The 24,178-nt window shown below is 66.9% G+C and carries 24 protein-coding genes and 1 pseudogene; 19 read left to right on the forward strand and 6 right to left on the reverse strand.

Features of this window, described 5'->3' with window-relative positions; genetic code table 11:
* Position 1: 1 nt before the first annotated feature.
* From AC5RUO_RS11240 to AC5RUO_RS11260, 5 genes are read left to right on the forward strand one after another with little or no spacing between them, the layout of a single operon-like run.
* Positions 2–1,165: an acyl-CoA dehydrogenase family protein gene (locus AC5RUO_RS11240; RefSeq protein ID WP_494010473.1), complete on the forward strand. Its 1,164-nt coding sequence runs from the start codon at positions 2–4 to the stop codon at positions 1,163–1,165.
* A gap of 48 nt (positions 1,166–1,213) precedes the next feature.
* A complete protein-coding gene (locus AC5RUO_RS11245; RefSeq protein ID WP_494103583.1) occupies positions 1,214–1,981 on the forward strand; it encodes a CoA transferase subunit A in 768 nt (255 codons plus the stop codon).
* Positions 1,978–2,760 carry a CoA transferase subunit B gene (locus tag AC5RUO_RS11250; RefSeq protein WP_494051546.1) on the forward strand — a complete coding sequence of 261 codons (783 nt, stop codon included), beginning with the start codon at positions 1,978–1,980 and terminating at the stop codon, positions 2,758–2,760. The genes AC5RUO_RS11245 and AC5RUO_RS11250 overlap by 4 nt, the downstream gene beginning before the upstream one ends.
* Positions 2,757–3,383, forward strand: coding sequence for a MaoC family dehydratase (locus tag AC5RUO_RS11255; RefSeq protein ID WP_494010471.1), 627 nt, complete (start codon positions 2,757–2,759; stop codon positions 3,381–3,383). Before AC5RUO_RS11250 ends, AC5RUO_RS11255 begins: the two co-directional genes overlap by 4 nt.
* Positions 3,380–4,219 (forward strand): HpcH/HpaI aldolase/citrate lyase family protein, encoded by an 840-nt coding sequence (locus tag AC5RUO_RS11260; protein WP_494010470.1) that lies wholly within the window; start codon positions 3,380–3,382, stop codon positions 4,217–4,219. The genes AC5RUO_RS11255 and AC5RUO_RS11260 overlap by 4 nt, the downstream gene beginning before the upstream one ends.
* A 32-nt stretch (positions 4,220–4,251) precedes the next feature.
* Here AC5RUO_RS11260 and AC5RUO_RS11265 read toward each other — a convergent pair whose 3' ends face one another.
* Positions 4,252–5,709, reverse strand: a complete 1,458-nt coding sequence (locus tag AC5RUO_RS11265; protein WP_494051547.1) for a lipase maturation factor family protein — start codon at positions 5,707–5,709, stop codon at positions 4,252–4,254.
* Positions 5,710–5,767: 58 nt separating this feature from the next.
* On the opposite strand from AC5RUO_RS11265, the gene dxr reads away from it, so the two are divergent.
* The 8 genes from dxr to AC5RUO_RS11305 all read left to right on the forward strand — a co-directional run bounded on the left by dxr (position 5,768) and on the right by AC5RUO_RS11305 (position 12,890).
* Complete coding sequence (dxr, locus tag AC5RUO_RS11270; RefSeq protein ID WP_494103536.1) at positions 5,768–6,949, forward strand: 1-deoxy-D-xylulose-5-phosphate reductoisomerase; 1,182 nt, start codon at positions 5,768–5,770, stop codon at positions 6,947–6,949.
* 18 nt (positions 6,950–6,967) lie between these two features.
* The gene (locus tag AC5RUO_RS11275) at positions 6,968–8,299 is read left to right on the forward strand and encodes a M50 family metallopeptidase (RefSeq protein WP_494103537.1); all 1,332 of its coding nucleotides are present in this window, start codon (positions 6,968–6,970) and stop codon (positions 8,297–8,299) included.
* Between the two features lie 135 nt (positions 8,300–8,434).
* On the forward strand, positions 8,435–9,142 hold the full coding sequence (locus AC5RUO_RS11280; RefSeq protein WP_494010466.1) for a MarR family transcriptional regulator: 708 nt from the start codon (positions 8,435–8,437) through the stop codon (positions 9,140–9,142).
* A complete protein-coding gene (locus AC5RUO_RS11285; protein ID WP_494010465.1) occupies positions 9,139–9,666 on the forward strand; it encodes a hypothetical protein in 528 nt (175 codons plus the stop codon). The genes AC5RUO_RS11280 and AC5RUO_RS11285 overlap by 4 nt, the downstream gene beginning before the upstream one ends.
* Before the next feature lie 80 nt (positions 9,667–9,746).
* Complete coding sequence (locus AC5RUO_RS11290; RefSeq protein ID WP_494010464.1) at positions 9,747–10,040, forward strand: YciI family protein; 294 nt, start codon at positions 9,747–9,749, stop codon at positions 10,038–10,040.
* Between the two features lie 32 nt (positions 10,041–10,072).
* Positions 10,073–11,239 (forward strand): flavodoxin-dependent (E)-4-hydroxy-3-methylbut-2-enyl-diphosphate synthase, encoded by a 1,167-nt coding sequence (gene ispG / locus AC5RUO_RS11295; protein ID WP_411376019.1) that lies wholly within the window; start codon positions 10,073–10,075, stop codon positions 11,237–11,239.
* Positions 11,202–12,092: a GNAT family N-acetyltransferase gene (locus tag AC5RUO_RS11300; protein WP_494010695.1), complete on the forward strand. Its 891-nt coding sequence runs from the start codon at positions 11,202–11,204 to the stop codon at positions 12,090–12,092. The genes ispG and AC5RUO_RS11300 overlap by 38 nt, the downstream gene beginning before the upstream one ends.
* Positions 12,093–12,179: 87 nt before the next feature.
* A complete protein-coding gene (locus tag AC5RUO_RS11305; RefSeq protein WP_494103538.1) occupies positions 12,180–12,890 on the forward strand; it encodes a hypothetical protein in 711 nt (236 codons plus the stop codon).
* Here the strand turns inward: AC5RUO_RS11305 and AC5RUO_RS11310 are convergent.
* The 3 genes from AC5RUO_RS11310 to AC5RUO_RS11320 are packed head-to-tail and all read right to left on the reverse strand — an operon-like array spanning position 12,867 to position 15,081.
* Positions 12,867–13,499, reverse strand: coding sequence for a TetR/AcrR family transcriptional regulator (locus AC5RUO_RS11310; RefSeq protein WP_494103539.1), 633 nt, complete (start codon positions 13,497–13,499; stop codon positions 12,867–12,869). The two genes, AC5RUO_RS11305 and AC5RUO_RS11310, sit on opposite strands and share 24 nt — an antisense overlap.
* Positions 13,496–14,251 carry an ABC transporter permease gene (locus AC5RUO_RS11315; protein WP_494103540.1) on the reverse strand — a complete coding sequence of 252 codons (756 nt, stop codon included), beginning with the start codon at positions 14,249–14,251 and terminating at the stop codon, positions 13,496–13,498. Before AC5RUO_RS11315 ends, AC5RUO_RS11310 begins: the two co-directional genes overlap by 4 nt.
* A complete protein-coding gene (locus tag AC5RUO_RS11320) occupies positions 14,251–15,081 on the reverse strand; it encodes an ABC transporter ATP-binding protein (RefSeq protein ID WP_494103541.1) in 831 nt (276 codons plus the stop codon). Before AC5RUO_RS11320 ends, AC5RUO_RS11315 begins: the two co-directional genes overlap by 1 nt.
* Positions 15,082–15,508: 427 nt before the next feature.
* Here AC5RUO_RS11320 and AC5RUO_RS11325 point away from each other — a divergent pair, with 427 nt between their 5' ends.
* The 3 genes and pseudogenes from AC5RUO_RS11325 (at position 15,509) to AC5RUO_RS11335 (ending at position 19,573) form a co-directional block, all read left to right on the forward strand.
* Complete coding sequence (locus AC5RUO_RS11325; RefSeq protein ID WP_494103542.1) at positions 15,509–17,314, forward strand: proline--tRNA ligase; 1,806 nt, start codon at positions 15,509–15,511, stop codon at positions 17,312–17,314.
* A 9-nt stretch (positions 17,315–17,323) separates the two neighbouring features.
* Positions 17,324–18,118 (forward strand): sulfite exporter TauE/SafE family protein, encoded by a 795-nt coding sequence (locus tag AC5RUO_RS11330; RefSeq protein ID WP_494010458.1) that lies wholly within the window; start codon positions 17,324–17,326, stop codon positions 18,116–18,118.
* A 65-nt stretch (positions 18,119–18,183) separates the two neighbouring features.
* A pseudogene (locus AC5RUO_RS11335) lies at positions 18,184–19,573 on the forward strand (pyridoxal phosphate-dependent decarboxylase family protein).
* A gap of 13 nt (positions 19,574–19,586) precedes the next feature.
* Here AC5RUO_RS11335 and AC5RUO_RS11340 read toward each other — a convergent pair.
* On the reverse strand, positions 19,587–20,630 hold the full coding sequence (locus tag AC5RUO_RS11340; RefSeq protein WP_494103543.1) for an aminoglycoside phosphotransferase family protein: 1,044 nt from the start codon (positions 20,628–20,630) through the stop codon (positions 19,587–19,589).
* Positions 20,631–20,700: 70 nt separating this feature from the next.
* Positions 20,701–21,876, reverse strand: a complete 1,176-nt coding sequence (locus tag AC5RUO_RS11345; protein ID WP_494103544.1) for a DUF4439 domain-containing protein — start codon at positions 21,874–21,876, stop codon at positions 20,701–20,703.
* A 106-nt stretch (positions 21,877–21,982) separates the two neighbouring features.
* Between AC5RUO_RS11345 and rimP the strand changes: the two genes are divergently transcribed.
* The 3 genes from rimP (at position 21,983) to AC5RUO_RS11360 (ending at position 24,104) form a co-directional block, all read left to right on the forward strand.
* On the forward strand, positions 21,983–22,600 hold the full coding sequence (rimP, locus tag AC5RUO_RS11350; RefSeq protein ID WP_494103545.1) for a ribosome maturation factor RimP: 618 nt from the start codon (positions 21,983–21,985) through the stop codon (positions 22,598–22,600).
* Complete coding sequence (gene nusA / locus AC5RUO_RS11355) at positions 22,600–23,580, forward strand: transcription termination factor NusA (RefSeq protein WP_494010453.1); 981 nt, start codon at positions 22,600–22,602, stop codon at positions 23,578–23,580. The genes rimP and nusA overlap by 1 nt, the downstream gene beginning before the upstream one ends.
* 161 nt (positions 23,581–23,741) lie before the next feature.
* A complete protein-coding gene (locus AC5RUO_RS11360) occupies positions 23,742–24,104 on the forward strand; it encodes a YlxR family protein (protein ID WP_494010452.1) in 363 nt (120 codons plus the stop codon).
* Positions 24,105–24,178 lie beyond the last annotated feature (74 nt).

Here is a 24,178-nt window from a genome sequence, read left to right on the forward strand (position 1 = left end):
AATGCCAGGCGTAGAACTCACCGAGGAGTACCAGGACCTTAGCGACACGGTGCGCGACTTCGCGGACAATGTGGTGGCTCCGGTTTCGGCCAAGCACGATGAAGAGCACAGCTTCCCCTACGAGGTAGTGAAGCAGATGGCGGAAATGGGACTGTTCGGCCTGCCCTTTCCCGAGGAATACGGCGGAATGGGCGGCGACTACTTTGCCCTCGCCCTGGCGCTGGAACAGCTGGGGCGCGTGGACCAGTCCGTGGCCATCACGCTGGAGGCAGGCGTCTCTTTGGGCGCCATGCCCGTGTACCGGTTTGGCACCGACGAGCAGAAACAGCAGTGGCTGCCCATGCTCGCGTCCGGGCAGGCGCTCGCCGGTTTCGGCCTGACCGAGCCGGAGGCGGGATCGGACGCCGGCGGCACCAAGACCACTGCCCGGCGGGATGCGGGGGACTGGGTGATCAACGGCAACAAGGAGTTCATCACCAACTCCGGGACGGACATCACGCGGCTGGTGACAGTCACCGCCGTCACGGGCCAGAGGGAACGCGGCGACGGGACGGTGCAGAAGGAAATCTCCACCATCCTGGTGCCCACCGACACGCCCGGCTTCAAGGCGGAAAAGCCGTATAACAAGGTGGGCTGGAACGCCTCGGACACGCACCCGCTCACCCTCAAGGACGTCCGGGTTCCCGAAGCGAACCTGCTGGGAACCGAAGGGCGGGGCTACGCGAACTTCCTGTCCATCCTGGACGAGGGGCGTATCGCCATCGCGGCCCTGGCCACCGGCGCGGCGCAGGGCTGCGCGGACCTGTCCGTCCGGTACGCCAAGGAACGCAGGGCGTTTGGTAGCGAGATCGGCAAGTACCAGGCCATCTCGTTCAAGATCGCGCGCATGGAAGCCAGGGCCCATACCGCCCGCCTGGCCTACTACGATGCGGCTGCCCGCATGCTTGCCGGCAAGCCATTCAAGACGCAGGCGGCCATCGCTAAGATGGTCGCAGGCGAGGCGGCCATGGACAACGCGCGGGATGCCACCCAGGTATTCGGCGGCTATGGCTTCATCAACGAGTTCACCGTGGCACGCCACTACCGCGACTCCAAGATCCTTGAAGTGGGGGAGGGCACCACGGAGGTCCAGCTGATGCTCATCGCCCGCGAACTGGGTCTGTAGCACCCGGCGTTTGCCGCATGGAACGTAGCCGGCCTGAAAGGATCGATGATGATTGACAAGGTTGTTGCAAGCGCGGACGAGGCAGTGGCGGACATTCCTGACGGCGCCTCCCTGGCCGTGGGCGGCTTCGGGCTCTGCGGAATACCGGTCACCCTGATCGACGCCCTGCACCGGTCCGGAACCTCGGACCTGGAAACCGTCAGCAACAACTGCGGCGTGGACGACTGGGGGCTGGGCATCCTGCTCCGGGACGGCCGCATCCGGCGCACCATCAGCTCCTATGTCGGTGAGAACAAGGAGTTCGCGCGCCAGTACCTGGCCGGCGAGCTTGAGGTGGTCCTCACTCCGCAGGGCACCCTCGCGGAGAAGCTGCGGGCGGGTGGCGCCGGGATCCCGGCGTTCTACACCAAGGCGGGCGTGGGCACCCAGGTGTCCGACGGCGGCCTGCCGCAGAAGTACGACGCCCACGGCGGCATCGCGGTGGCCTCCGAACCGAAGGAGGTGCGTTCCTTCGGCGGCGTCGATTACGTCCTGGAGGAGTCCCTCACCCCCGACTTCGGGCTGGTCCACGCCTGGAAGGGCGACCGGCACGGCAACCTGGTCTTCCATGCCACTGCCATGAACTTCAACCCGCTGTGCGCCATGGCGGGCCGGATCACCATCGCCGAGGTTGAGGAACTCGTGGAGCCCGGCGAGCTTGATCCCGAGCACATCCACACGCCGGGCATCTTCGTCCAGCGGGTGGTGGTGGCGCCTGGCGGCGAGAAACGGATCGAAAAGCGGACGGTGGCCCTCACCGGGCAGGCAGGAGCATGACCATGGACCCGAACAGCCCTGAAGCACCCCGGCCCGAAGCGGTCCGGCCTGAATACCGGCGCGCGGCATCCCAGCAGCATGCCGCACCCGGCGAGTCGACGGCCGGAGCCGACACCAAGGGCTGGACGCGCAACGAGCTCGCCGCCCGGGTGGCCAAGGAGCTCAGCAACGGCCAGTACGTGAACCTCGGCATCGGCATGCCCACCCTAATCCCCAACTACATCCCTGACGGGGTGGAGGTGGTGCTCCACTCCGAAAACGGGATCCTGGGCGTTGGCCCCTACCCGGCGGAGGACGCCGTCGACCCGGACCTGATCAATGCCGGCAAGGAAACTGTCACGGTCAACAAGGGCGCCGCGTTCTTCGATTCCGCCGCGTCCTTCGGCATGATCCGCGGCGGGCACGTGGACGTAGCGGTCCTCGGGGCCATGGAAGTGGCAGCGAACGGCGACCTCGCCAACTGGATGATCCCGGGCAAGATGGTCAAGGGCATGGGCGGCGCGATGGACCTTGTCTTCGGGGCCAAGAAGGTCATTGTCATGATGGAACACGTGGACCGGAACGGGAACCCGAAGATCGTCCAGCAGTGCTCGCTTCCGCTGACCGGCAAAGGCTGCGTGGACAGGATCATCACGGACCTCGCGGTCATCGACGTCGTGACGGACAGGTCCGGGTCACGGCTGGTCCTGCGCGAGCTGGCCCCGAATGTCTCGGTGGAAGATGTTGCGGCGGCCACAGGTGCCGAACTGTTCGAGGAAGACATGGAACTGACCGTATGACTGCCGCCAGGCCGGAAGAAGGGGGCGCGGGGGCCCGGGCGGACCAGGACGCCGGCCCGCGCGTCATCGAGCAGCGCGGGCTGTACTTCGATGAACTGGAGGAGGGCGTGCTGTACGCCCACCGCCCTGGCCGGACAGTGACGGAGGCGGACAACGTCCTCTTCACCACCCTCACCATGAACACCCAGGCACTGCACCTGGACGCCGCATGGAGTGCGGGGCAGCCCTTCGGCCAGCGGCTCGTGAATTCCATGTTCACGCTCGCCACCATGGTGGGCCAGTCGGTGGGCCAGCTGACCCAAGGCACCATCATCGCCCAGCTGGGCCTCACGGACGTGTCCTTTCCGCACCCGCTCCATCACGGGGACACCCTTTACACCGAAACGCTGATCACCGGAAAGCGGCTGTCCGGTTCACGGCCGGGACAGGGGATCGTCACAATGCGGCACACCGGCAGGAACCAGGACGGCACCGTGGTGGCGCTGGCAACGCGGAGCTGCCTGATGTGGACCCGTGAGGCGCATGCGCGGCAGCGCGCCGGACAGGGGAACGGCGGGGAGGAGAAAGAAGGCGTCGGCCGGGGAAGCGGCCACCGGGACGGACAGGAGACAATGCCGGTATGACCTTTGTGATGGGACCCGCCCTGCTTTTCTGCCCCGCTGACCGGCCCGAACGCTACCAGAAGGCTGCCACACGCGCAGACGCCGTGATCCTGGACCTCGAGGATGCCGTGGCCCCGGCGGACAAGCAGCGGGCCCGCGGTGCCATCCTCGCCCAGGTGGGGGCAACGGGCGACGAGCCGGAACTGGACCCGAGCCGGACGATCGTGCGCGTGAACCCTGCGGGGACCGAGGAGTTCGAAAAGGACCTCCACTGCCTGGCCCACACCCCCTACCGGACCGTCATGCTTGCCAAGGCGGAGACTGCCGAACAGCTGGAGGCGCTGGCGGACTACCAGGTCATCGCGCTGTGCGAGACGGCCGTGGGCGTCCTGAACGCCCCCGCCATTGCCGCCGCGCCCAATGTGGTGGCACTGATGTGGGGAGCCGAGGACCTGCTGGCAACCCTGGGGGGAACATCCAGCAGGAAGGACGACGGCGGCTACCGGGCAGTGGCGCTGCACGCACGGTCGTCGGTGCTGCTGGCGGCCCGTGCGTTCGGCAAGGAGGCCGTGGACGCGGTCTATGTGAACATTCCGGACCTTGGCGGACTGGCTTCGGAAACGGCGGACGCCGTGGCGTCAGGCTTCAGCTCGAAGGCGTGCATCCATCCCAGCCAGGCTTCCGTGGTGCGCGGCGCATACGCGCCCTCCGAGGCCGAGGTCACAGAGGCCGCGGCCCTGCTGCAGGCTGCCCGTGCCGCCGGTTCCGGGGTCTTCCAGTACAACGGAAAGATGATCGACGGCCCCCTCCTTCAGCACGCCGAGGCCGTCATCCGCCGCGCGGGTGAACACGCCTAGGGCGTTCGCGCCCCGTTGCCTGCGCCGCCTCGTTACCTGCGCCGCCCCGGTGACCGGCGCAGCGACAGCGGCGGTATCGGTTCGTAAAGCAGAGTCCGCACCCAGCGGTTCCCGGTCTCGCGGAACTCCCGCCGGGTGGCGAAACGGTAGTGGTAGCTGCGGACGCGCACCCAGCGCGGCGCCCCGCCGTCGAACGGGTCATGGCGCAGGAGCCGCAGCGTCTGCCGGTCCGCCTCCAAGAGCTTGCCGAGGAACGCGTAGAACCACTCCTCATGCACGGTGCGCAGCGGCAGGAACCACATCAGCCAGTCCAGCCGGAGGTGGTAGGGCGCCCACTGCCGCGGAATCCGCCGCAAATCCCCGGGCTTGCCCTTGAACCCGTACTCGCGCCAGGAGGAATCGTCCGGCTCCTCATCCATAGTTCCCTCCACCACGATTTCGATCCGCTTCTTGGTAACGGTGCCGAACGCGCCGTACGTGTTGACCAGCTGCCACCGGTTGAAGCTGGCGTTCATCAGCTGCCGGCTCGAGAACAGGTTCCGCAGCGGCCAGTAACTGAGCACCACGAGCAGCACCGTGGCAGCGAGGGTGATGGCCAGCCACCAGGCCGGCGTCTCCTGCGTCCCGCTGTGCCAGTCCAGGGGAATCGCGGGGATGACGGCGTGGGCCACCGGGTCGCTGACCGCTGCGAAGGCCAGGACGATCGCAATCCAGTTCAGCCAGGCGAAGTTTCCGCTGGCCACCAGCCACAGCTGGGTGGCAATGATGATGCCTGCCGCCACGCTGGCAACGGGCTGCGGCGCGAACAGGAAGAACGGGACCACCAGCTGGGCGAAGTGGTTGCCCAGCACTTCCACCTTGTGCAGGGGCTTGGGCAGCAGGTGGGCCTGCCGGCTCAGCGGGCCTGGCATCGGCTGCGTCTCGTGGTGGTAGTACAGCGCCGTCAGGTCCCGCCATTCCCGGCCACCCCGGATCTTGATCATCCCGGCGCCGAATTCCAGCCGGAACACCAGCCATGCAATCAGGAGCAGGATGGTGCGGGGCGGGTCTGTCTGGTTGGAACCCAGAAAGGCTACGGTGAAGCCGGCTTCCAGGAGCAGCATTTCCCAGCCGAAGCCGTAGAACGTCTGGCCAACGTTGACGATCGACATGTACAGCAGCCAGAGGGCCAGGAAGGCAATGAGCGGCACCCACGGCGGTCCGAGTTGCGGAATCCCCGCCACCAGCAGTGCGGATACCACCAGCCCCGTGGCGCAGACAACCCGCAACAGCCGGTCCGAGTACCGCCAGCGGAACAGGGTGGGCCGGCGCATCCTGTTGAAGGCGCCGACGTATTCCGGGACCGGCAGAAGCCCGCGTTCGCCCAGCAGCGCAGGGAACTGGTTGAGCGAGGAGAGGAACGCCACGAAGAAGAGCGCGGCGACGCCCCGTTGCAGCACCTGCCGGGCGAACTCGTATTCCGGCGCATCGAACCATGACAGCCAGTCCACGGGATCCACGTTACGCCGGGCCGTCAGGAGGTCAAGAATGGTGCGGGATACTTAAGCAATGCAGCGCAGAGTCGTCCTCCTCGGATCCACCGGTTCCATCGGCACCCAGGCGATTGACGTCGTCGACGGCGCCCCGCACCTCTTCAAGGTCGTGGCACTCAGCGCGGGCGGCGGCAACCTTGAACTCCTGGCCAGGCAGGCTGTCCAGACCGGTGCTTCCGCGGTTGGCATCGCCGGGGGCGATCCGCGGCAACTGGAGTCGCTGATTGCCGGAGCGGCAGCCGCGGCCGGAATGCCGGGCTACCGGCCGGAAATCATTGCCGGCCCCGATGCCTCCACCCGGATCGCCGAAATCGAGGCGGACGTGGTGCTCAACGGCATCACCGGGTCCATCGGGCTTGCTCCCACCCTGGCGGCACTGAAATCAGGCGCCACCCTGGCGCTTGCCAACAAGGAATCGCTCATCGTGGGCGGAGAACTGGTCAAGGCCGCAGCGCGGGAAGGCCAAATCGTGCCCGTTGACTCCGAGCACTCCGCCATCGCCCAGTGCCTGCGGTCCGGATCCACCGCGGAAGTGGAGAAACTGATCCTCACGGCCTCGGGCGGGCCTTTCCGGGGCAGGAGCCGCGAAGACCTCCACGGCGTTACCCCGCAGGAAGCCCTGGCGCACCCCACCTGGGATATGGGCGTCATGGTCACCACCAACTCGGCCACGCTGGTGAACAAGGGCCTTGAGGTCATCGAGGCGCACCTGCTGTTCGATGTTCCGCTGGACCGGATCGACGTGGTGGTCCACCCGCAGTCAGTGGTGCACTCCATGGTCCAGTTCATTGACGGATCCGTCATCGCCCAGGCATCGCCGCCGGACATGCGCCTGCCCATCGCGCTCGGGCTGGGCTGGCCGGACAGGGTGCCCAAGGCTGCCGCCGCTTGTGACTGGACCAACTCAGTCACCTGGACCTTCGAGCCGCTGGACGCGGCGGCGTTCCCCGCCGTCAACCTCGCCAAGGACGCAGCACGGCAGGGGAGCACCTTCCCAGCGGTCTTCAATGCCGCAAACGAGGAGGCCGTGATGGCCTTCCACGCGGGCCGCATCCGCTTCACGGACATCGTGGATACCGTGGATAGTGTCCTCAGTGAACACTCAGGTTCCTCCCGGCTGACGCTGGAATCAGTGCTGGATGCTGAAGGGTGGGCACGGTCCCGCGCCCATGAACGTTTAGCAGTCAGCAGTCTCTAGGAAGCAGCAGCACCCTCTATGACCCCCGTTCTCCTTTTTGTCCTCGGCGTCGTGTTCGTGGCCATCGGCATCGCTGCCTCCATCGCGCTCCATGAAGTGGGCCACCTGGTACCGGCCAAGCTCTTCAAGGTTCGGGTCACCAAGTACATGATCGGCTTCGGCCCCACCCTGTGGTCCCGGCGGAAAGGCGAGACCGAGTACGGGATCAAGGCCATCCCGCTGGGCGGCTACGTGTCCATGATCGGCATGTACCCGCCCAACAAAGAGGATGGCTCGGTCCGACCCTCAAGCACCGGAATGTTCCAGACGCTCGCAACGGAAGCACGCTCCCTGGCACATGAGGAAGTTGGCCCCGGCGACGCGAACCGGGTCTTTTACCGGCTTCCTGTGTGGAAGAAGATCATCGTCATGCTCGGCGGGCCGGCCATGAACATGGTCCTCGGCCTGATCCTCACTGCCGTCCTGCTGATGGGCTTCGGCATGGCAACGGCTACCACCACTATCTCGGACGTGTCCAAATGCCAGGTGGCAGCGGGCGAAACGGTGGACCCGGACTCTGCGGACTGCCAGTTGACCCCGGCCGCCGCGGCAGGACTTCAACCCAACGACACCGTCACCTCCTTTGACGGGAAGGCGGTCACCAGCTGGGACCAGCTGACAGAGTGGATCCGTGCCTCCGCCGGCCGGGAAGTGGACATCACCGTGGAGCGGGACGGCGCCTCCGTTTCCACCACGGTGACGCCGGTCCTGTCCGCCCGGCCCATCATCGGCGCCGACGGCAGGCAGGCAACGGACGACGCCGGCACCCTCCTGTACCAGGACGTAGGCTTCCTGGGCATTGGCGCGCAGACGGAGTTGGTGCCGCAGCCGGCGTCGTCCGTCCTTCCGATGGCGGGGGAGAACATCCGCCAGGTGGCCGGAGTCATCTTCAATCTGCCGGCGCGGGTGGTGGGTGTTGCGAAGGCGGCATTCAGTGAGGAACCGCGGGACCCCAACGGCCCCATCAGCGTGGTGGGCGTGGGCCGGGTTGCCGGCGAAGTGGCCGCGATGGAAGAGATCCCGGTCCAGTCCCGGGTGGCCACCCTGATTGGCCTGCTGGCCGGGCTCAACTTCGCGCTGGCAGTTTTCAACCTGGTCCCGCTCCTGCCGCTCGATGGCGGCCACGTTGCCGGGGCACTCTACGAAGGTGCCCGGCGCCAGGTGGCAAAACTGTTTGGCCGGCCTGATCCCGGGGCGTTCGATATCGCGAAACTGCTTCCCGTCACATACGTGGTGGCGGCCCTGCTCATGGGAATGAGTGCCCTGCTGATCTACGCCGACATCGTGAAACCTGTGAACCTCTTCGGCTGATGGCGGCGCCCCTTCTTCCGCGGAGCCGGTTCCCGCCCTGCCCAATGACGGGTCCATATCAGCCGTTGATGGCTGATATCAGAAAATCAGCTAATTCCGATTGATTGATGACGATCAGCCGCTTACGGTTGAATCATGTATGTCCTGACGATCGACCAGCGCGGCAGCACCTCCGATGTGGACCGGGTGCCGGAGCTCATCTCGGACCTGGCAAGGCTGACGCCCGCCACTTTTGAACGCTCCGTGGGTGACGAACTCCAGGGCGTGCTGGCCTCCGCCGACGAGGTGGTGGATGTAGCCCTGCATGCGCTGCGGGGCGGGCACTGGTATGTGGGGATCGGATTGGGAAACGTACAACTTGCCCCTGGCGGCAGCCCTCGTGAAGGCTCCGGGAGCGCCTTTGTGGCGGCGCGCAAAGCTGTGGAACTGGCGAAGGGTGCGGCCAGCCAGGTTCCGTTGTCAGTGGTGGCCGGGACGATGGGTGGTGATACCCGGACCCCAGCCCAGGAAGGTGACATGGCGAGCGCAAATGCGCAGGCGGTGCTTCGTTTGATCGGGCGCCTGGTGCAGCAGCGGACCCCTGCGCAGTGGCGCGTAGTAGACCGGCTGCGCGCACTGGAGGGCGGGGCAGGCAGGCACGGTGGCCAGAAACTCGTGGCCGGGGAACTGGGAATTACGGAACAATCGGTGAGCCGTACCGTGCTGAGGTCCGGATGGCAGGAAGAATGGGCTGCCAGGCCGGCAGCTTCCATGCTCCTTGTCCATGCCCACTCCCTGGTGGCTGCCGGCTCCCGTCCCAAAGGCACCCACACTGAACCTGGCCAGACCGAAGGAGACCGTTGACTGCATTCTGGATCGCTGCCGCCCTGCTGCTGGCCGGGTTTGGCGGATGGCCTGTCACGGCGTTCGTCTTCAAGCTCGCCCGCACCATCGACGACAAGGCGGACGCGGCGAAGGCGGCGGAAGAGGCGCGGAGGGCGGCCGAGGACCCCGCCGCGGACGTCACGGTGGACCGTTCTACCGGGCACCGGCCGGACACGCCCCACCAGAATGTGGACGGTGAACTCACCGCTGAACCCGGCCGGCCGGCCTCAGACGCTGCGCCTGCCGGGCCGGCGGTCCCCAGCCAGCGGATCCTGCGCGGCGGGGCCATCATTGGCATCCTGGAGCGGCTGGGCGTGTGCCTTGCCATCCTCACCGGCCAGCCGGTCGCCATCGCCTATATCGTGGCCGTCAAAGGCCTTGGCAGGTTCGCCGAGCTGAAGGAGACGCCGGTAGCTGCGGAGCGCTTCATCATCGGGACCCTCACGTCGATGCTCTGGGCCGCAGGAATCGCTGCTGCCACCAAGGTCCTGTTCCTCACCTAGCATCCCGCCGGGTACCTTCCCGCACGGCCGGACAGCCTGCGGGATGGGTGGTAGGGCAGGCAGGGCGATAGGGTAGCAGTATGACAGTTTTTGCCGTTGAGTACGTTTACGCCGCCGATTCCGCCGAAGCCCGGAACGAGGCACGGCCCGCCCACCGAGAATGGACCGGCACCCTGGCCCAGGACGGAGCCATCCTGGCCAGCGGACCCTACGGCGACGGCGCAGGCGCGCTCCTGATCTTCAAGGCAACGGACGAAGCAGCACTCAACTCGATCCTGAAGCAGGACCCGTTCGCTGCTGCCGGAGTCATCGCCGGAATCCGCATCACTGAATGGTCTCCGGTCACCGGCATGCTCGCCGGGCTCACCGCCTAAGCCGTTTCCACTTTTTACCTTTAGGAGTCCACGTGACCTCGGTCAGCCTGGGAATGCCGTCCGCCCCGCCACCCGTCCTTGCCCCCCGCCGGAAGACGCGCCAGATCAAAGTCGGTTCCGTCGGAGTCGGCTCGGACTATCCCATCAGCGTGCAGTCCATGACCACCACGCCCACCACTGACATCAACGCGACCCTGCAGCAGATCGCTGAGCTGACGGCATCAGGGTGCGACATTGTGCGTGTTGCCTGCCCGTCCGCGGACGACGCCGAGGCGCTGCCCATCATTGCCCGGAAGTCCCAGATCCCGGTCATCGCGGACATCCACTTCCAGCCGAAGTATGTGTTTGCCGCCATCGAGGCCGGCTGCGCCGCCGTCCGGGTAAACCCCGGAAATATCCGCAAGTTCGATGACCAGGTCAAGGAAATCGCCGCCGCCGCACGCGACCACGGCACGTCCATCCGCATCGGCGTGAACGCCGGTTCGCTGGAACCCGGGATCCTCAAGAAGTACGGCAAGGCCACCCCCGAGGCCCTGGTGGAGTCCGCCGTCTGGGAGGCGTCCCTGTTCGAGGAGCACGGATTCCACGACTTCAAGATTTCCGTGAAGCACAACGATCCGGTGGTCATGGTGGCCGCCTATGAAATGCTGGCGGAGAAGGGCGACTGGCCCCTGCACCTTGGCGTGACCGAGGCCGGACCAGCCTTCCAGGGAACCATCAAGTCGGCAACCGCCTTCGGAGCGCTGCTGTCCCGCGGCATCGGCGACACCATCCGCGTCTCCCTCTCGGCTCCGCCGGTGGAAGAGATCAAGGTGGGAAACCAGATCCTGCAATCGCTCAACCTGCGCCCCCGCAAACTCGAAATCGTCTCCTGCCCCTCCTGCGGACGTGCCCAGGTGGACGTGTACACCTTGGCCGAACAGGTCACCGCCGGACTCGAGGGAATGGAAATCCCGCTCCGGGTGGCCGTGATGGGCTGCGTTGTGAATGGACCGGGAGAGGCGCGGGAAGCCGACCTGGGCGTTGCCTCCGGCAACGGCAAGGGCCAGATTTTTGTGAAGGGCGAAGTCATCAAGACTGTCCCCGAGAGCGCGATTGTTGAGACACTGATCGAAGAGGCCATGCGTATCGCGGAAGAGATGGGGGAGGCCGATGGCGAAGATGCTGTCAAGGGTAGCCCCGTGGTTAGCGTCTCGTAGGGACGCTCCTGATCCGCCCGGGCTCTCCGTCCGTACGTTGGACGGCCAGGACACCGCGGCGCTGAAGTCGCTTGCGCACCAGGACCCGGTGGCCAATGTGTTCATCCTTGCCCATCTGCGGGCTGTCGGCACAGCGGCGCCCACCAGCGGCGGCGCCGGGATTATCGGGGTTTTCGACGACGGCGTGCTGGTGGGTGCATGCTGGGCAGGCGCCAACCTGGTGCCGGTCCAACTGGACCCAGCCCTGGCCGGGGCGGTTGCCGGCGCGGCGAACAGGTCCGGGCGCCGCTACGCCTCCGCCTTCGGGCCGGCGCCCGCGGTGCTGGCCATTTACGCCGAACTCTTGGAACTGGGGCACCGGGCGCATGAAGTCCGTGAGGACCAGCCGCTGATGATCATCGACGGGCCACCGTGCGTGGAGCCCAATCCCGGGCTTGGGCTGGGGAGCCTCGCGGATTTCGACCGGATCCTTCCTGCCTGCGCCGCCATGTTCGAGGAGGAGGTAGGGTATTCGCCTTACCTCGGCGGCAGGGAGTTCTACAGCCGCCGCGTGGAGGGCCTCATCCGGCAGGGCCATTCCCTGGTGCACCTCAATGAGGCCCAGGAGGTGGTGTTCAAGGCCGAACTCGGGGCGGTCACCTCCGAGGTCACCCAGGTCCAGGGCGTGTGGATGAATCCGCTCTTCCGCGGGAAGGGGCTCAGTTCCGGCTACATGTCTGCGGTGGTGGAGCACGCACAAAAGGTGGCACCCATCACCAGCCTGTACGTCAACGGCTTTAACGTCCGGGCTCGCTCAACCTACGAGCGCGTCGGTTTCCGCCAGGTGGGAACCTTCGCTACAGTTCTCTTTTAGCCGGCCATCGCAGGCTTGAATCTGAATATTGGGGGAAAATTGAAGACGTCCGTGCTGGGAACTTTTGCGGCCACAGCCCTGCTTGCCATGACAATCACTTCCTGCGGCGGCGCATCCGCTCCGGCCACCGGCTCCGAAGCCACCACGGACGCCCCGGCGGCAACCACAGCTTCCGCCCCAACCCCAACACCAACCCCCACCCCCGAGCCGAAGGTTTACACGGCGGAGGAGCTGTCCGCCGTCCTGGCACAGTTGCAGGACTCCAACGGCAGGAAACTGTCGGTCATGGCCAGCTCCGACCTCGCCGGGAGCATTGAGCAGGGTAAGGCCCTCATCGCATCCATGGACGTCCAGCCCGCGGAGTGCAAGGAAATGGCCGCCTCCACCGGGGTCCCGGCCCTGGATGACGCCGTCATGGCGGTGGGCCAGAGCCTGGACACCGCCGCCGGTTCAATGACCATGCTGACGCTCGCGACGGGCCTTGACGAAGCGTTCGTCGCCGGAGCCGCCGCGCAGGAGCAACAACTGGCAGCCTGTTCCGCCATGACCATGACCGTGTCCGGTGTGACAGCGGACGTCACGCTGACGCCGCTGGAGGCAGTGGGGACGATTCCGGGCACTCTGGCCTTCCGCACGGACACTTTCCTGCCGGACGGCCAGGTGCAGTCCATGATCACGGCACAGGCATTGCAGCAGGGCGTGCTGTTCACGGCTGTCGCCGCTGGCGGCGAGAGCGAGGCGGAAGCTGTTGCCCGCACCGGCGCGCTCCTGGACTCAGCGGCGGCCCTGCTCAAATAGGTCGCCGGTGAGGTACCGCTGCACGGTGGGGGCGACGAGCCGGACCACCTCGTCCTGCCGCGCAGACGCCAGGGGTTCAATCCGGACCACGTAGCGGACCATCATCAGTCCCACCATCTGGCTTGCCACCAGGTCCCCGCGCAGGGCCACCTCTGCGGGCAGCCCTGGTACGCCGGCGATGATGCGGCTGATGATGGTGCGGCCCACCATCTCCCGAAGAAGTGTTGTCTTCGCCCGGGATCCGAGTGTTCCGCGCAGGAACGCAACCAGGCTCGCCTGCGCGGGGCTTTCCCACAGGTGCAGGACGGTGCGCACGAGCAGCTCGGCCCGCTGGCCGGGGTCCGTGTCCGCCACCCCGCGAAGGACCTCCTCGGGGTCGGCCGGCAGCTCCACGCTCAGGGCGAAGAGTTCGTCCTTGCCCTTGAAGAAGTGGTGGATCATGGCCGGGTCAACGCCTGCCGCACGGGCAACCTGGCGAAGGCTTGTCCCCTCAAAGCCATGTTCGGCGAACAACCGCCTGGCGGCGTCGAGAATGTGCTCACGGGATACGGCGGCGCCGCCCCGGCGTCCCCGCCTGGCCGTGGCACCACCAGGTCCGGGAGACGTCATGCGCTGCGCCTGCGCAGCGTCAGTGATGCGAGCACCAGTACGGCCAGGACAATGGCAACCATGATGCCGGCATCCTCCCAGAGCTGTCCGGTGGCCTCCGGATGGGCCGCGATTTCCTGGAGTGCGTCCACGGAGAATGTCAGGGGAAGGACGTTGGAGACTGACTCCAGGACGTCATTCATCCGGTCACGGGGCACGAACAGCCCGCACAGCAGGATCTGCGGGACCACCACCACCGGCATGAACTGCACCGCCTGGAACTCTGTCCTGGCGAAGGCGGAACACAGCAGGCCCAGCGCCACGCCCAGTACGGCATTGATCACGGCGATCATCACCACGTAGCCCGGCGGGCCTTCGATGTCCAGGCTGAAGATCCAGTAGGCCACGGCGGTTGCCACCATCGATTGCAGGGCCGCCATGATGGAAAACGCCAGGCCGTAGCCGAACAGCAGGTCCGCTTTATGCACCGGCGTTGTGAGCAGCCGTTCCAGCGTCCCGGAAGTCCGTTCCCGGAGCATCGTGATGGAGGTGACCAGGAACATCACCACGAACGGAAAGATCGCCAGCATCATGAGGCCCACCCGGTCGAAGGTGCGCGGCATTCCCGGCGGAAGCGCCTCGTTCTCGAAGAGGTAATAGACCGCCGTGAGCAGGAGCGCCGGAACCACCAGAATAAGGGCGATGCTCCGCCGGTCATGGCGCAGCTGGTCCAAAACGCGGCCTGCGGTGGCCAACAGCATCATGGCGTCCATTACCCTGCACTCCTGTCTGGTCCAGCACCGCGGTGCCCCTGGCCGCTGCCCGCGTCCTCTGCCGGCGCCTGGTCCCCGCGGCCGCCACCGGATTCGCGGATGATGGAAAGGAACGCCTGCTCCAGGTCACTGCTGTGCCCGCGCCTGCCCAGCTCGTCGGGAGTCAGCTGCGCCAACAGCAGGCCCTCGCGGAGAAGCAGCAGCGTGTGGCAATGGCTGGCTTCCTCCATGACATGGCTTGACACCAGGAGCGTGGTCCCCGCCTCCGCCATGGACCGGAACCGGCTCCAGAGGTCCGCCCGGAGCACCGGATCCAGGCCCACGGTGGGTTCGTCCAGTACCAGCAGCCTGGGTCGCGCCACCAGCGCGCACGCCAGTGAGGCGCGGCTGAGCTGGCCGCCGGAGAGGTTCGCCGTCTTCTGGCGGGCCTCCCTTTCCAGGCCGACGGCGGCGATTGCCTCTGCCGCGTCGGCTTTGCCTTTCCGGTGCATGGCACCGAAGTACCGCACGTTCGCTTCCACCGTAAGGTCCGGATACACGCTTGGAGACTGGGTCACGTAGCCCACCCGGTGCCGCAGTACGGCACTGCCCGCCAGCACCCCCAGGACGTGCACTGTCCCGGACGAGACAACCTGGGCCCCCACAATGGCGCGCATGAGGGTGGTTTTGCCGCTGCCGGACGGTCCCAGCAGCCCGGTGATCCGTCCTGCAGGGACGGTGAAGTCCAGTCCCCGGAGGACCTGCAGCCTGCCCCGCGTGACCATCAGTCCCGAGGCGGCCACGGCCACAGAGGAGTCACGGTGTTGTGGTTGGGTTGCCGCGTGGGACATGCCCGCCTCCGCCGTCGTACAGGCTACCGGGCACCTTACTGGCCCTGGAATTCACCACCTGATGAATTAAAGCTAGGCACCGCTCTGCTGCCCGTCAATGGGTCCCGAACCGAAAAATACTTGTCAACGTGGGGGCCATCACATAGGTTCGATCTAGCTGCGCTGGAGTGGTTTGGGCGGTCTCACCAGTCCTCACCAGTACTTGGGCGATAACGGCGTTGAGCCACGCCCGGATGCGATGACCAGCCTCACTGGGGGGCCAGGGGCTTTGTTATTCCGGGCGTGGCTCTACTGTGTCCGGCGCCGGATGTGTCCGACCGGTGCCGGCCACAGTCGGGAGCGGGGGCCGGGTGCCGGTAGATTAGTACCCAGACGAAAATTGTCCGGCCCTGCTGATCCAGCACTTCCCCAGAAACGGATACCACCCGTGGTCCTAAGACTGTCCCAGCTTTTCCTGCGCACCCTGCGTGAAGATCCCGTCGACGCCGAGGTCGCCAGCCACAAGCTCCTGGTCCGCGCCGGATACATCCGCCGCGCAGCCCCCGGCATCTACACCTGGCTTCCGCTGGGGCTCAGTGTCCTGCGCAAGGTCGAGGACATCATCCGTGAGGAGATGGCGGCTATTGGAGCCCAGGAAGTCCACTTCCCGGCGCTGCTGCCGCGTGAGCCGTATGAGGCAACCAACCGCTGGACCGAATACGGTGAGGGCCTGTTCCGCCTCCAGGACCGCAAGGGCGCTGATTACCTCCTGGCCCCCACGCACGAGGAAATGTTCACGCTGCTGGTCAAGGACCTGTACTCCTCGTACAAGGACCTGCCCCTGAGCCTCTACCAGATCCAGAACAAGTACCGTGATGAGGCCCGTCCCCGCGCAGGCCTGCTGCGCGGGCGCGAGTTCATCATGAAGGATTCCTACTCTTTCGATGTTGACGACGCCGGCCTGGACGCCAGCTACGCCGCCCACCGCTCCGCCTACCTGAAGATCTTTGCGCGGCTTGGCCTGGAGGTTGTCCCGGTCGCAGCCACCGCCGGCGCCATGGGCGGCTCCAGGAGCGAGGAATTCCTGTACCCCACGGAGATTGGCGAGGACACCTTCGTCCGATCGGCATCCGGCTATGCAGCGAACGTCGAGGCCGTAACCACCGTGGTCCCCGAGGAGATCGACTTCAGCGACGCCCCCGCGGCCCAGGTGCTCGACACCCCGGACACCCCCACCATTGAAACCCTGGTGGCCGCCTCGAACCAGATTTTCCCGCGTCCCGACGGCCGCGACTGGACTGCCGCCGACACCCTCAAGAACGTGGTCCTCGCCGTCACGCTGCCCACGGGCGAGCGCCAGATTGTCGTCATCGGTGTACCCGGCGACCGCGCCGTGGACCTCAAGCGCGTCGAGGCAAACATCGGAGCCTTCCTGCCGGTCGCAGGCGAGATCGGACTGGAGGCCGCAGGCGAAGAGGACCTGAAGAAGCACCCGCTGATCGTCAAGGGCTACCTCGGCCCAGGCATGTCCCTGGACCAGGCCCTGCTGGGGTCCGAAGGCGCCGCCAAACTGCCCTACCTGGTGGACCCCCGCGTTGTCAGCGGCACCGCCTGGATCACGGGTGCCAACGAGGCCGGCAAGCACGTCTACGGCCTGGTGGCCGGACGCGACTTCACCTGGGACGGCGTCATCGAGTGCACCGAGGTGCGTGCCGGTGACCCCGCGCCCGACGGCTCGGGCCCCCTGGAGACGGCGCGCGGCATTGAAATGGGCCATATCTTCCAACTGGGCAGGAAGTACGCCGAGGCCCTGGACCTGAAGGTCCTGGACCAGAACGGCAAGCAGGTCACGGTCACCATGGGCTCCTACGGCGTGGGCGTCACCCGGGCCGTGGCAGCGCTGGCCGAGTCCAACCATGATGCCAAGGGCCTGGTCTGGCCCCGTGCCGTGGCGCCTGCGGACATCCACGTCGTGGCCGTCGGCAAGGGCGAGGACATCTTCGCCACCGCTGAACAGCTGTCACTGGACCTTGAGGCGGCAGGCCTAACGGTCATCTACGACGACCGCCCCAAGGTATCGCCCGGCGTGAAGTTCGGCGACGCGGAACTCGTGGGCGTTCCCACCATCCTGGCGGTCGGCCGCGGACTGGTGGATGGCGTGGTGGAGATCAAGGACCGGCGAACAGGCGAAGCGGAAAACGTGGCGGTTGATAAGGCCGTTGACTACGTGGTCAACGCCGTCCGCAACAGCTGAACCGCGGCAGTGGAATTTGGACTTGAATCCCTCCAACTGACAACGCTGCTCCTGCTGGTGCTGGCAGGCTTCGCTGCCGGCTGGGTGGATGCCGTGGTGGGCGGGGGCGGTCTGATCCAGCTCCCCGCCCTCCTGCTGGTTCCCGGCATCACGCCGGTGCAGGCGCTGGCCACCAACAAGCTGGGCTCGATCTTCGGAACGGCCACCAGTGCCACCACGTATTACCGCCGGGTGGGGCCGGACCTTAGGACGGCCCTCCCCATGGCGGTGATCGCCCTGGCGGGAAGTTTCGGCGGGGCAGTGCTCGCGGCCACGTTGCCGGCCAACGTCTTCAAACCCATCATCGTCGCGGCCCTGGTTGCCGTCGCCCTCTTCACGGCGCTTAAGCCCGACGTCGGTGACATCACCGCGCTGCGCCATGACGGCCACAAGCACTATGTGGTGGCATGCCTGATCGGCGCGGTCATCGGCTTCTACGACGGCCTGATCGGACCGGGTACCGGATCCTTCCTGGTCATCGCGCTGGTTTCGGCCATGGGCTACGCCTTCCTCGAGGCCAGCGCCAAGGCAAAGATCGTGAACATGGCCACCAACGCCGGCGCCCTGTTGTTCTTCATGCCGCACGGCTCCATCCTGTGGGGGCTTGGCCTGCTGCTGGGCGCGTCGAACATGGCCGGCGGCTATCTCGGCGCGCGGACTGCCGTCAAGCAGGGGAGCAAGTTTGTCCGCATCGTCTTCCTGGCGGTGGTGGCGGCCCTCATCATCAAACTGGGCTATGACATCTGGCAGGAGAACTTCGCCTGATTTCCGCACTGAGTAAGGGGGAACCGGTCCTCGAGGTCCCGCGGGAGCAGGCGTAGCATGCAGGTATGTCACACGGCGACGATGACTACGCCCGGGCCCTGGCAGCCGCCCTTCATCACGCCACGGGGTGGCTGCACAGCCTTTCCGAGCGGCCGGTAGGACCAAGCGCCACTGCGCATGACCTGGCCGGCGTCTTCGGCGGCCCCCTTCCCCGGCACGGAATGCCGGCCGAAGAAGTGGTGGACTTCCTCGCCCGGAGCGCTGGGCCCGGGCTGATGGCCATGCCGTCCGGCCGCTTCTTTGGCTGGGTTATCGGCGGCACACTGCCGGCGGCACTCGCTTCGGACTGGCTTGTCAGCGCGTGGGACCAAAACGCCGGCCTCCGCTATGCCACCCCGGCCGCCGCGGCCATCGAAGAAAGTGCGGGCGCCTGGCTGCTGGAACTGCTGGGCCTGCCCCCGGAGTCCGACGTCGGGTTCGTAACCGGCGCCACGATGGCGAACTTCACCGGAATGGCGGCCGCCCGGTGGCGGCTCCTCGCCGACGCCGGCTGGGACCTGGACCGGGACGGGCTGGCCGGAGCCCCGCGCATCCGCTGCTTCGTCGGCCGGGAACGGCATGACACGGTTGATCTCGGACTGCGCTACCTCGGGCTGGGGCAGCCAACGGCGGTGGCGGCAGACCAGCAGGGACGCCTGCTTCCCGAGGCGCTGGACGCGGCGCTGCGGGAAGGCGGGGGATCGGCGGGTGTGCCTGCAGGCCGGCAATGTGCACTCCGGCGCCTTCGATCCGTTTCCCGAGGCCATCGCCGTCGCCAGGAAGCATGGCGCCTGGGTGCATATCGACGGCGCGTTCGGGTTGTGGGCGGCAGCAGCCCCCGGACTGCGCCACCTGACCAACGGGTACGAGGAAGCCGACTCGTGGGCGACCGACGCGCACAAGACGCTGAACGTGCCCTACGACTGCGGAATCGCCATCGTCCGCGACGCCAACGCCCTCCGCTCCGCCATGGGCCTGCACGCCAGCTACCTGGTGCACGACGCCGAAGGGCCCGGGGACCCCTTCGAGAAAGTGCCCGAGCTTTCCCGCCGGGCACGCGGCGTGCCGGTCTGGGCTGCCCTGAAGAGCCTTGGCCGCGAGGGCGTGGCAGCGCAGGTTCACCGTTTAGCGGCAGCCGCCTCGGACATCGCCGCCGGGCTCGCCGGGCTTGACGGCGCCGAGGTCCTTAACGACGTCGATTACACCCAGGTGTGCGTGGCCTTCGGCGACGATGGCACCACCCGCGCGGTCACGGCCCGCATCATCGAGGACGGCAGGGTCTGGATGTCCGGCTCCCGCTGGCACGACCGGGACATCCTGCGTGTCTCCGTCAGCAACTGGCAGACGGCCGAAGAAGAAGTGCGCCTTGCTGTGGCAGCCGTCGGCTCGGCCCTCGCCGCAGTCCACAGCAGCTGAGCGGATAACATCGTCAGTCGGTACCGGCTGCCGCGCCGGGCTCCGGCAGTTCCTGCACCGGCGGCAGGTCCGGCAAAGTCCGGCCGGCCAGGGTACTGGCCACCCAGAGTGAACGTGCCAGGTCGCCCTGATGGCCTGGCTTCCCGGCATACCTCAGCGCGTTGGCAACCTCCCTGGCGACGGCCCACTGCCTGGCCACCTCGCCATCCAGTCCCGCGGCAGCGCTGAAGTCGCCGCACCGGCGCCGCAAGGCTTCGGCCGCGCCGCCGGCCGGCAATCCCCTGATCCGGTTCCACAGCAGGGGTGCCACGGCATACTCGGGCTCGCCGATCATGGGCTGGGGGTCGATGGCTGCATAGTCCGCCGCCGTCGGCCGTCCGTCCAAGCTGCCCGGCCTGGCCAGGACATTGAGGAAATGCAGGTCGGTATGAACCAGGACATCCCTTCCGGACCGCCGACCCACCGCACCCCGCGTCTGGCAAACCTCCAGCGCGGCTTCCAGCAGCCAGCGGGGGAACGGGCGGCCCAGCTGCTCCCAGTCAGCGGGCAGGTCATCGCTCCACTGCTCGGCGCGGGCGGCAATGTGGTCGAACTCCCGCCACTGCGGCCGGTGGTCCGGAGTGAGGCTCAACTGCCGCACCAGCCCGCCCCACACCTCGGTAGCCGCCTCAAAAGGCACTGTGGCAAGCGAACTGCCGGCGTCCAGCCGCTGCAGGAGCATGGCGCACGTGCACGTGCCCGCGTCCGCTTCGAGCAGGGCCACCGCGCCCTCCCCACCCCACAGCTCCAGAGCGTGCCGCTCAACCCGGGCTTCGTCGTGCGGAAAGGCAACTTTGAGGGCCGCCGCGGAACCATCGGCCTGCCGTACCGGTACCACCACGCCGCCGTGCCCGTTCCAGGGGAGGCTGCCGGCGGGGAGGTCCGTTTCGAGGCGCCATTGCTCCAGCCGGCCCTGGATCAAGTCCGGCAGCGAGGCAAGCCAGGCACGTCCTGCACTGCTCCGGCTGTACCGGACGGTAAGGTCCGGCGGGATAGGTACGGCTGCTGGCGGGTTCATCAGGTCCAGCCTAGGCGCCCCGGGCGGGACTTCCGGCGCGGGCAGGGCGGGGGACCCGGAAATCCTGCCCTTACTGCGGCAGCAGAGGCAGCCGCGCCTCGTCCAGGTGCATTCCGGGAACAGCGCCCGGGTCCCCGCCCCAGTGCACTGTCCGGGCCGCGGCCGCCTGCAGCCCCGCTATCGCCCAGGTGCGGGCGGAGCCGTCCGTCAGTGCCACCACGTCTCCATATGCGGGAAGGGTTGCAGCCTCCAGCCGCGCCAGTCCGGCGGCGGGCGCAGCGAGAAACCCGGGGTCCAGCGCGTAGCCCGGCTCCTGCGGCGGCGGAACGGCGCAGTACAGGCGACTGGCGGCTTCGGCATCCTCCACAAGGTCCTGGTGCCGCCCCAGGAATTCCGACGCCGTCCCGGCAGCATCCGCGGGGAGCCGCGCCAGGGCCGCCTGGTATCCGTAGACCACTTCCAGCTCGGCGGCGGCCAGGGCTGCCAGGGCGCTGCCCGCCCCCGCCCGCCCAGCTGACTGTGCCTGCTCTCCGGACTGTGCCTGTTCTCCGGTCTGTGCCTGCTCGCTGGCGGCAGCCTGGCCTGACGGGACAAAAGGGCACGCTGCAGCTGTCCCAGCGGACGGTGATCCTGGTGTCACGGGCGCGGTGGCGCCGGGACCCGCCGCGGCCGGTGCCGTTGGTGCGGTGCCACCCGGCACGGCCTGGTTGGTACCGGCGACTGCGTCGGGGCTGCCGGCTGCCGTGGCGAGCTCTTTGGCTGCCAGTACCTGGGCTGTGCCTGCCCCTGCCAGCAGGCGGGCCATCCCGCCGTCGGCCGTTTCCGCGTCCCGGAGCCGTTCCGTACCGCTGGTGGCCAGGGCTGTGGCAAGTCCGGCAGCTGTCAGCCCGGCAGGAGCCGGCGTGGGGGTGCCAGTGGTTGGCGACGGGGCCGCCGACGCAGCGGCCTCCGGCAGCAGGAGCGCGCGGGCCTGAATGGTCAGCAAGGTCACAACCCGGTCCAAGCTGGCGGCAGCAGCGCCGTCGGCCGTTCCGGCAGCAAGCTGGAGCCCTGAGGCGCGGAGTTCAAGGACGTCCGCCAGGGCGGCCGCGCGGGCCTGCTCCGTGAACGGGGGAGCGGGCGGCTCGGGCGGATCCGCGGGAATCAGGGCGAATCCCAGGCTGAGGACAAGGAGTGCTGCGAGGGTGATGACGGCGTACCGGAAATAGCGCATCCGTGGTTGGTATTCCTGGTTGTCGTCGTTCACAACAGACCATGGTGCCACGGCTGAGGGGGATCGCCGTGCACCGTTCTGCCGGTAAAATAGCTACGCTAGTACACACCACATCATCTATAGGGAGGCGGCCGGCATCGTGAGCAATGCAGAAGCCACGGCTTCACCAGACCACACCGGAACTGGCAGGGCTGGGACCGCAGCGGCACACAATCCGGAAGCTGCCCGGCTGAGGGCACTCCTTGAACCCTCTGTCCTGGCCAACAGGCTGTACCTCGAGGACGTGGAAATAAACGTTGCCGGGTCCCACCGGGTGGTCCACGTCGTGGTGGACCTGCCGCAGGAGGAGACGGGCGGCGTAAGCCTCGATGTCATCGCAGACATTTCCAAGGTCCTGTCCGACGTCCTTGACAACGATCCCAGCATGGACAGCCGCCCCTACGACCTCCAAGTTAGCTCTCCCGGCGTGGGGCGCCCCCTGACCGAACCCCGCCACTGGCACCGGGCCAGGGGCCGGATGGTCACGGTGAACGTCATCCAGGGTGACAACGTCACCGGCCGCATCCAGTCGGTGGACGACGCCGGCGTGACGATCGTCCCGGAGATCGCCGTTAAAAAGGGCATGAAGCCCAAGCAGGGCGACCCCATCAAACTTCCTTTCGACAGGATCCGCAGCGGAAAAGTCGAGATCGAATTCAGCCACCTCAATGAGGGCGGTCTGGAACCTGAACACAATGGACCTTCTGAGGAGGCCTGATGGATATTGACATGAGCGCACTGAGACTTCTGGAGCGTGAGCGTGAAATCCCGCTGGACCTCCTGATCCCCACCATCGAGCAGGCGCTCCTGGTGGCCTACCACAAGTCTCCCGGCGCCTTCGAAAAGGCCCGGGCCGAGCTGGACCGCAAGAGCGGCCACGTGACCATTTGGGCTGTGGAGATTGACGACGACGGCGCGCCCATCGGCGAGTTCGAGCACACGCCGGAGGGTTTTGGGCGCATTGCCGCCAGCACCGCCCGGCAGATCATCCTCCAGCGCCTGCGCGACGTTGAAGACGACAATGTGCTCGGCGAATTCAAGGGCCGCGAGGGCGAACTGGTTTCAGGCACCATCCAGCAGGGCAATAACCCGCACATGATCCAGGTCAACCTGGGTTCAGTGGAAGCGCTGCTTCCGCCGCCCGAGCAGGTTCCGGGGGAGAAGTACATCCACGGCAACCGGCTCCGTGCCCTGGTCATTGACGTCCACCGCGGCTCCAAGGGCCCGTCCGTCACGCTGTCCCGCTCCCACCCGGGGCTTGTGCGCAAGCTCTTCGAACTGGAAGTTCCGGAGATCGCGGACCGTTCCGTGGAGATCGTGGCACTCGCCCGCGAAGCGGGCCACCGGACCAAGATCGCGGTGAAGGCGAACGTTCCCGGGATCAACGCCAAGGGAGCCTGCATCGGTGAAATGGGTTCCCGGGTCCGCGCCGTCATGAACGAACTCAACGATGAAAAGATCGACATCGTTGACTTCAGCGAGAACCCGGCCACGTTCATCGCCAGCGCCCTCTCGCCCTCGCGTGTGAATTCGGTCACCATCACGGATGAGGCCACCCGGTCAGCACGCGTGGTTGTCCCCGACTACCAGCTGTCCCTCGCCATCGGCAAGGAGGGCCAGAACGCCCGCCTGGCCGCGAAGCTCACGGGGTGGCGCATCGATATCGTCTCCGACGCCGCCACGGCCAAGGAAAGCTGACCCGCCGCCCGGCCGGATCCTGCCACGCCGGAGCCGACCGGCAGTTCCGGCGGAAGGCCCCGGAGGGGCTAGAATAGATAGGACCGCGCCTTACGGCCGGTAACCGTGTGCCTTGAGTGTGCCCTTTCCGATGGGGAGGAGCGCGCCCATGGCCTGCAGACATGAACGTCAGGACGATTGCCGTGGCAGAAGTACGTACCAGCGGGAGTCAACCGGAACGCACCTGCATCGGTTGCCGGAAGAAGGGGCCGCGGTCTGAGTTACTCCGGCTCGTCGCCGAAGGCAGTGGATCAACCGCTGTCCTGGTGGATGAACGACGCCGGATGGCTGGCCGGGGTGCATGGCTGCATCCCAGCGAATCGTGCCTGGCTCTGGCAGTAAAGCGGCGAGCGTTCGGACGCGCCCTTCGGGGAGCAACCGGAACCGAAGCCGTGGAACGCCGGATCACGTCAGGTCCGATGGTCACAGGCGCCACGGCGGCTGCGACACCAACCGTCCAACCTGAAAGCGGGTCAGAAATCTGATGGAAACCCGATGAGTTCCCAGCGATGAGTGCGTAACGATGACAACTTTGTTGCGCTCTGCAATGGGCCCTTAT

This window comes from Arthrobacter sp. Y3221087 (assembly GCF_059089905.1).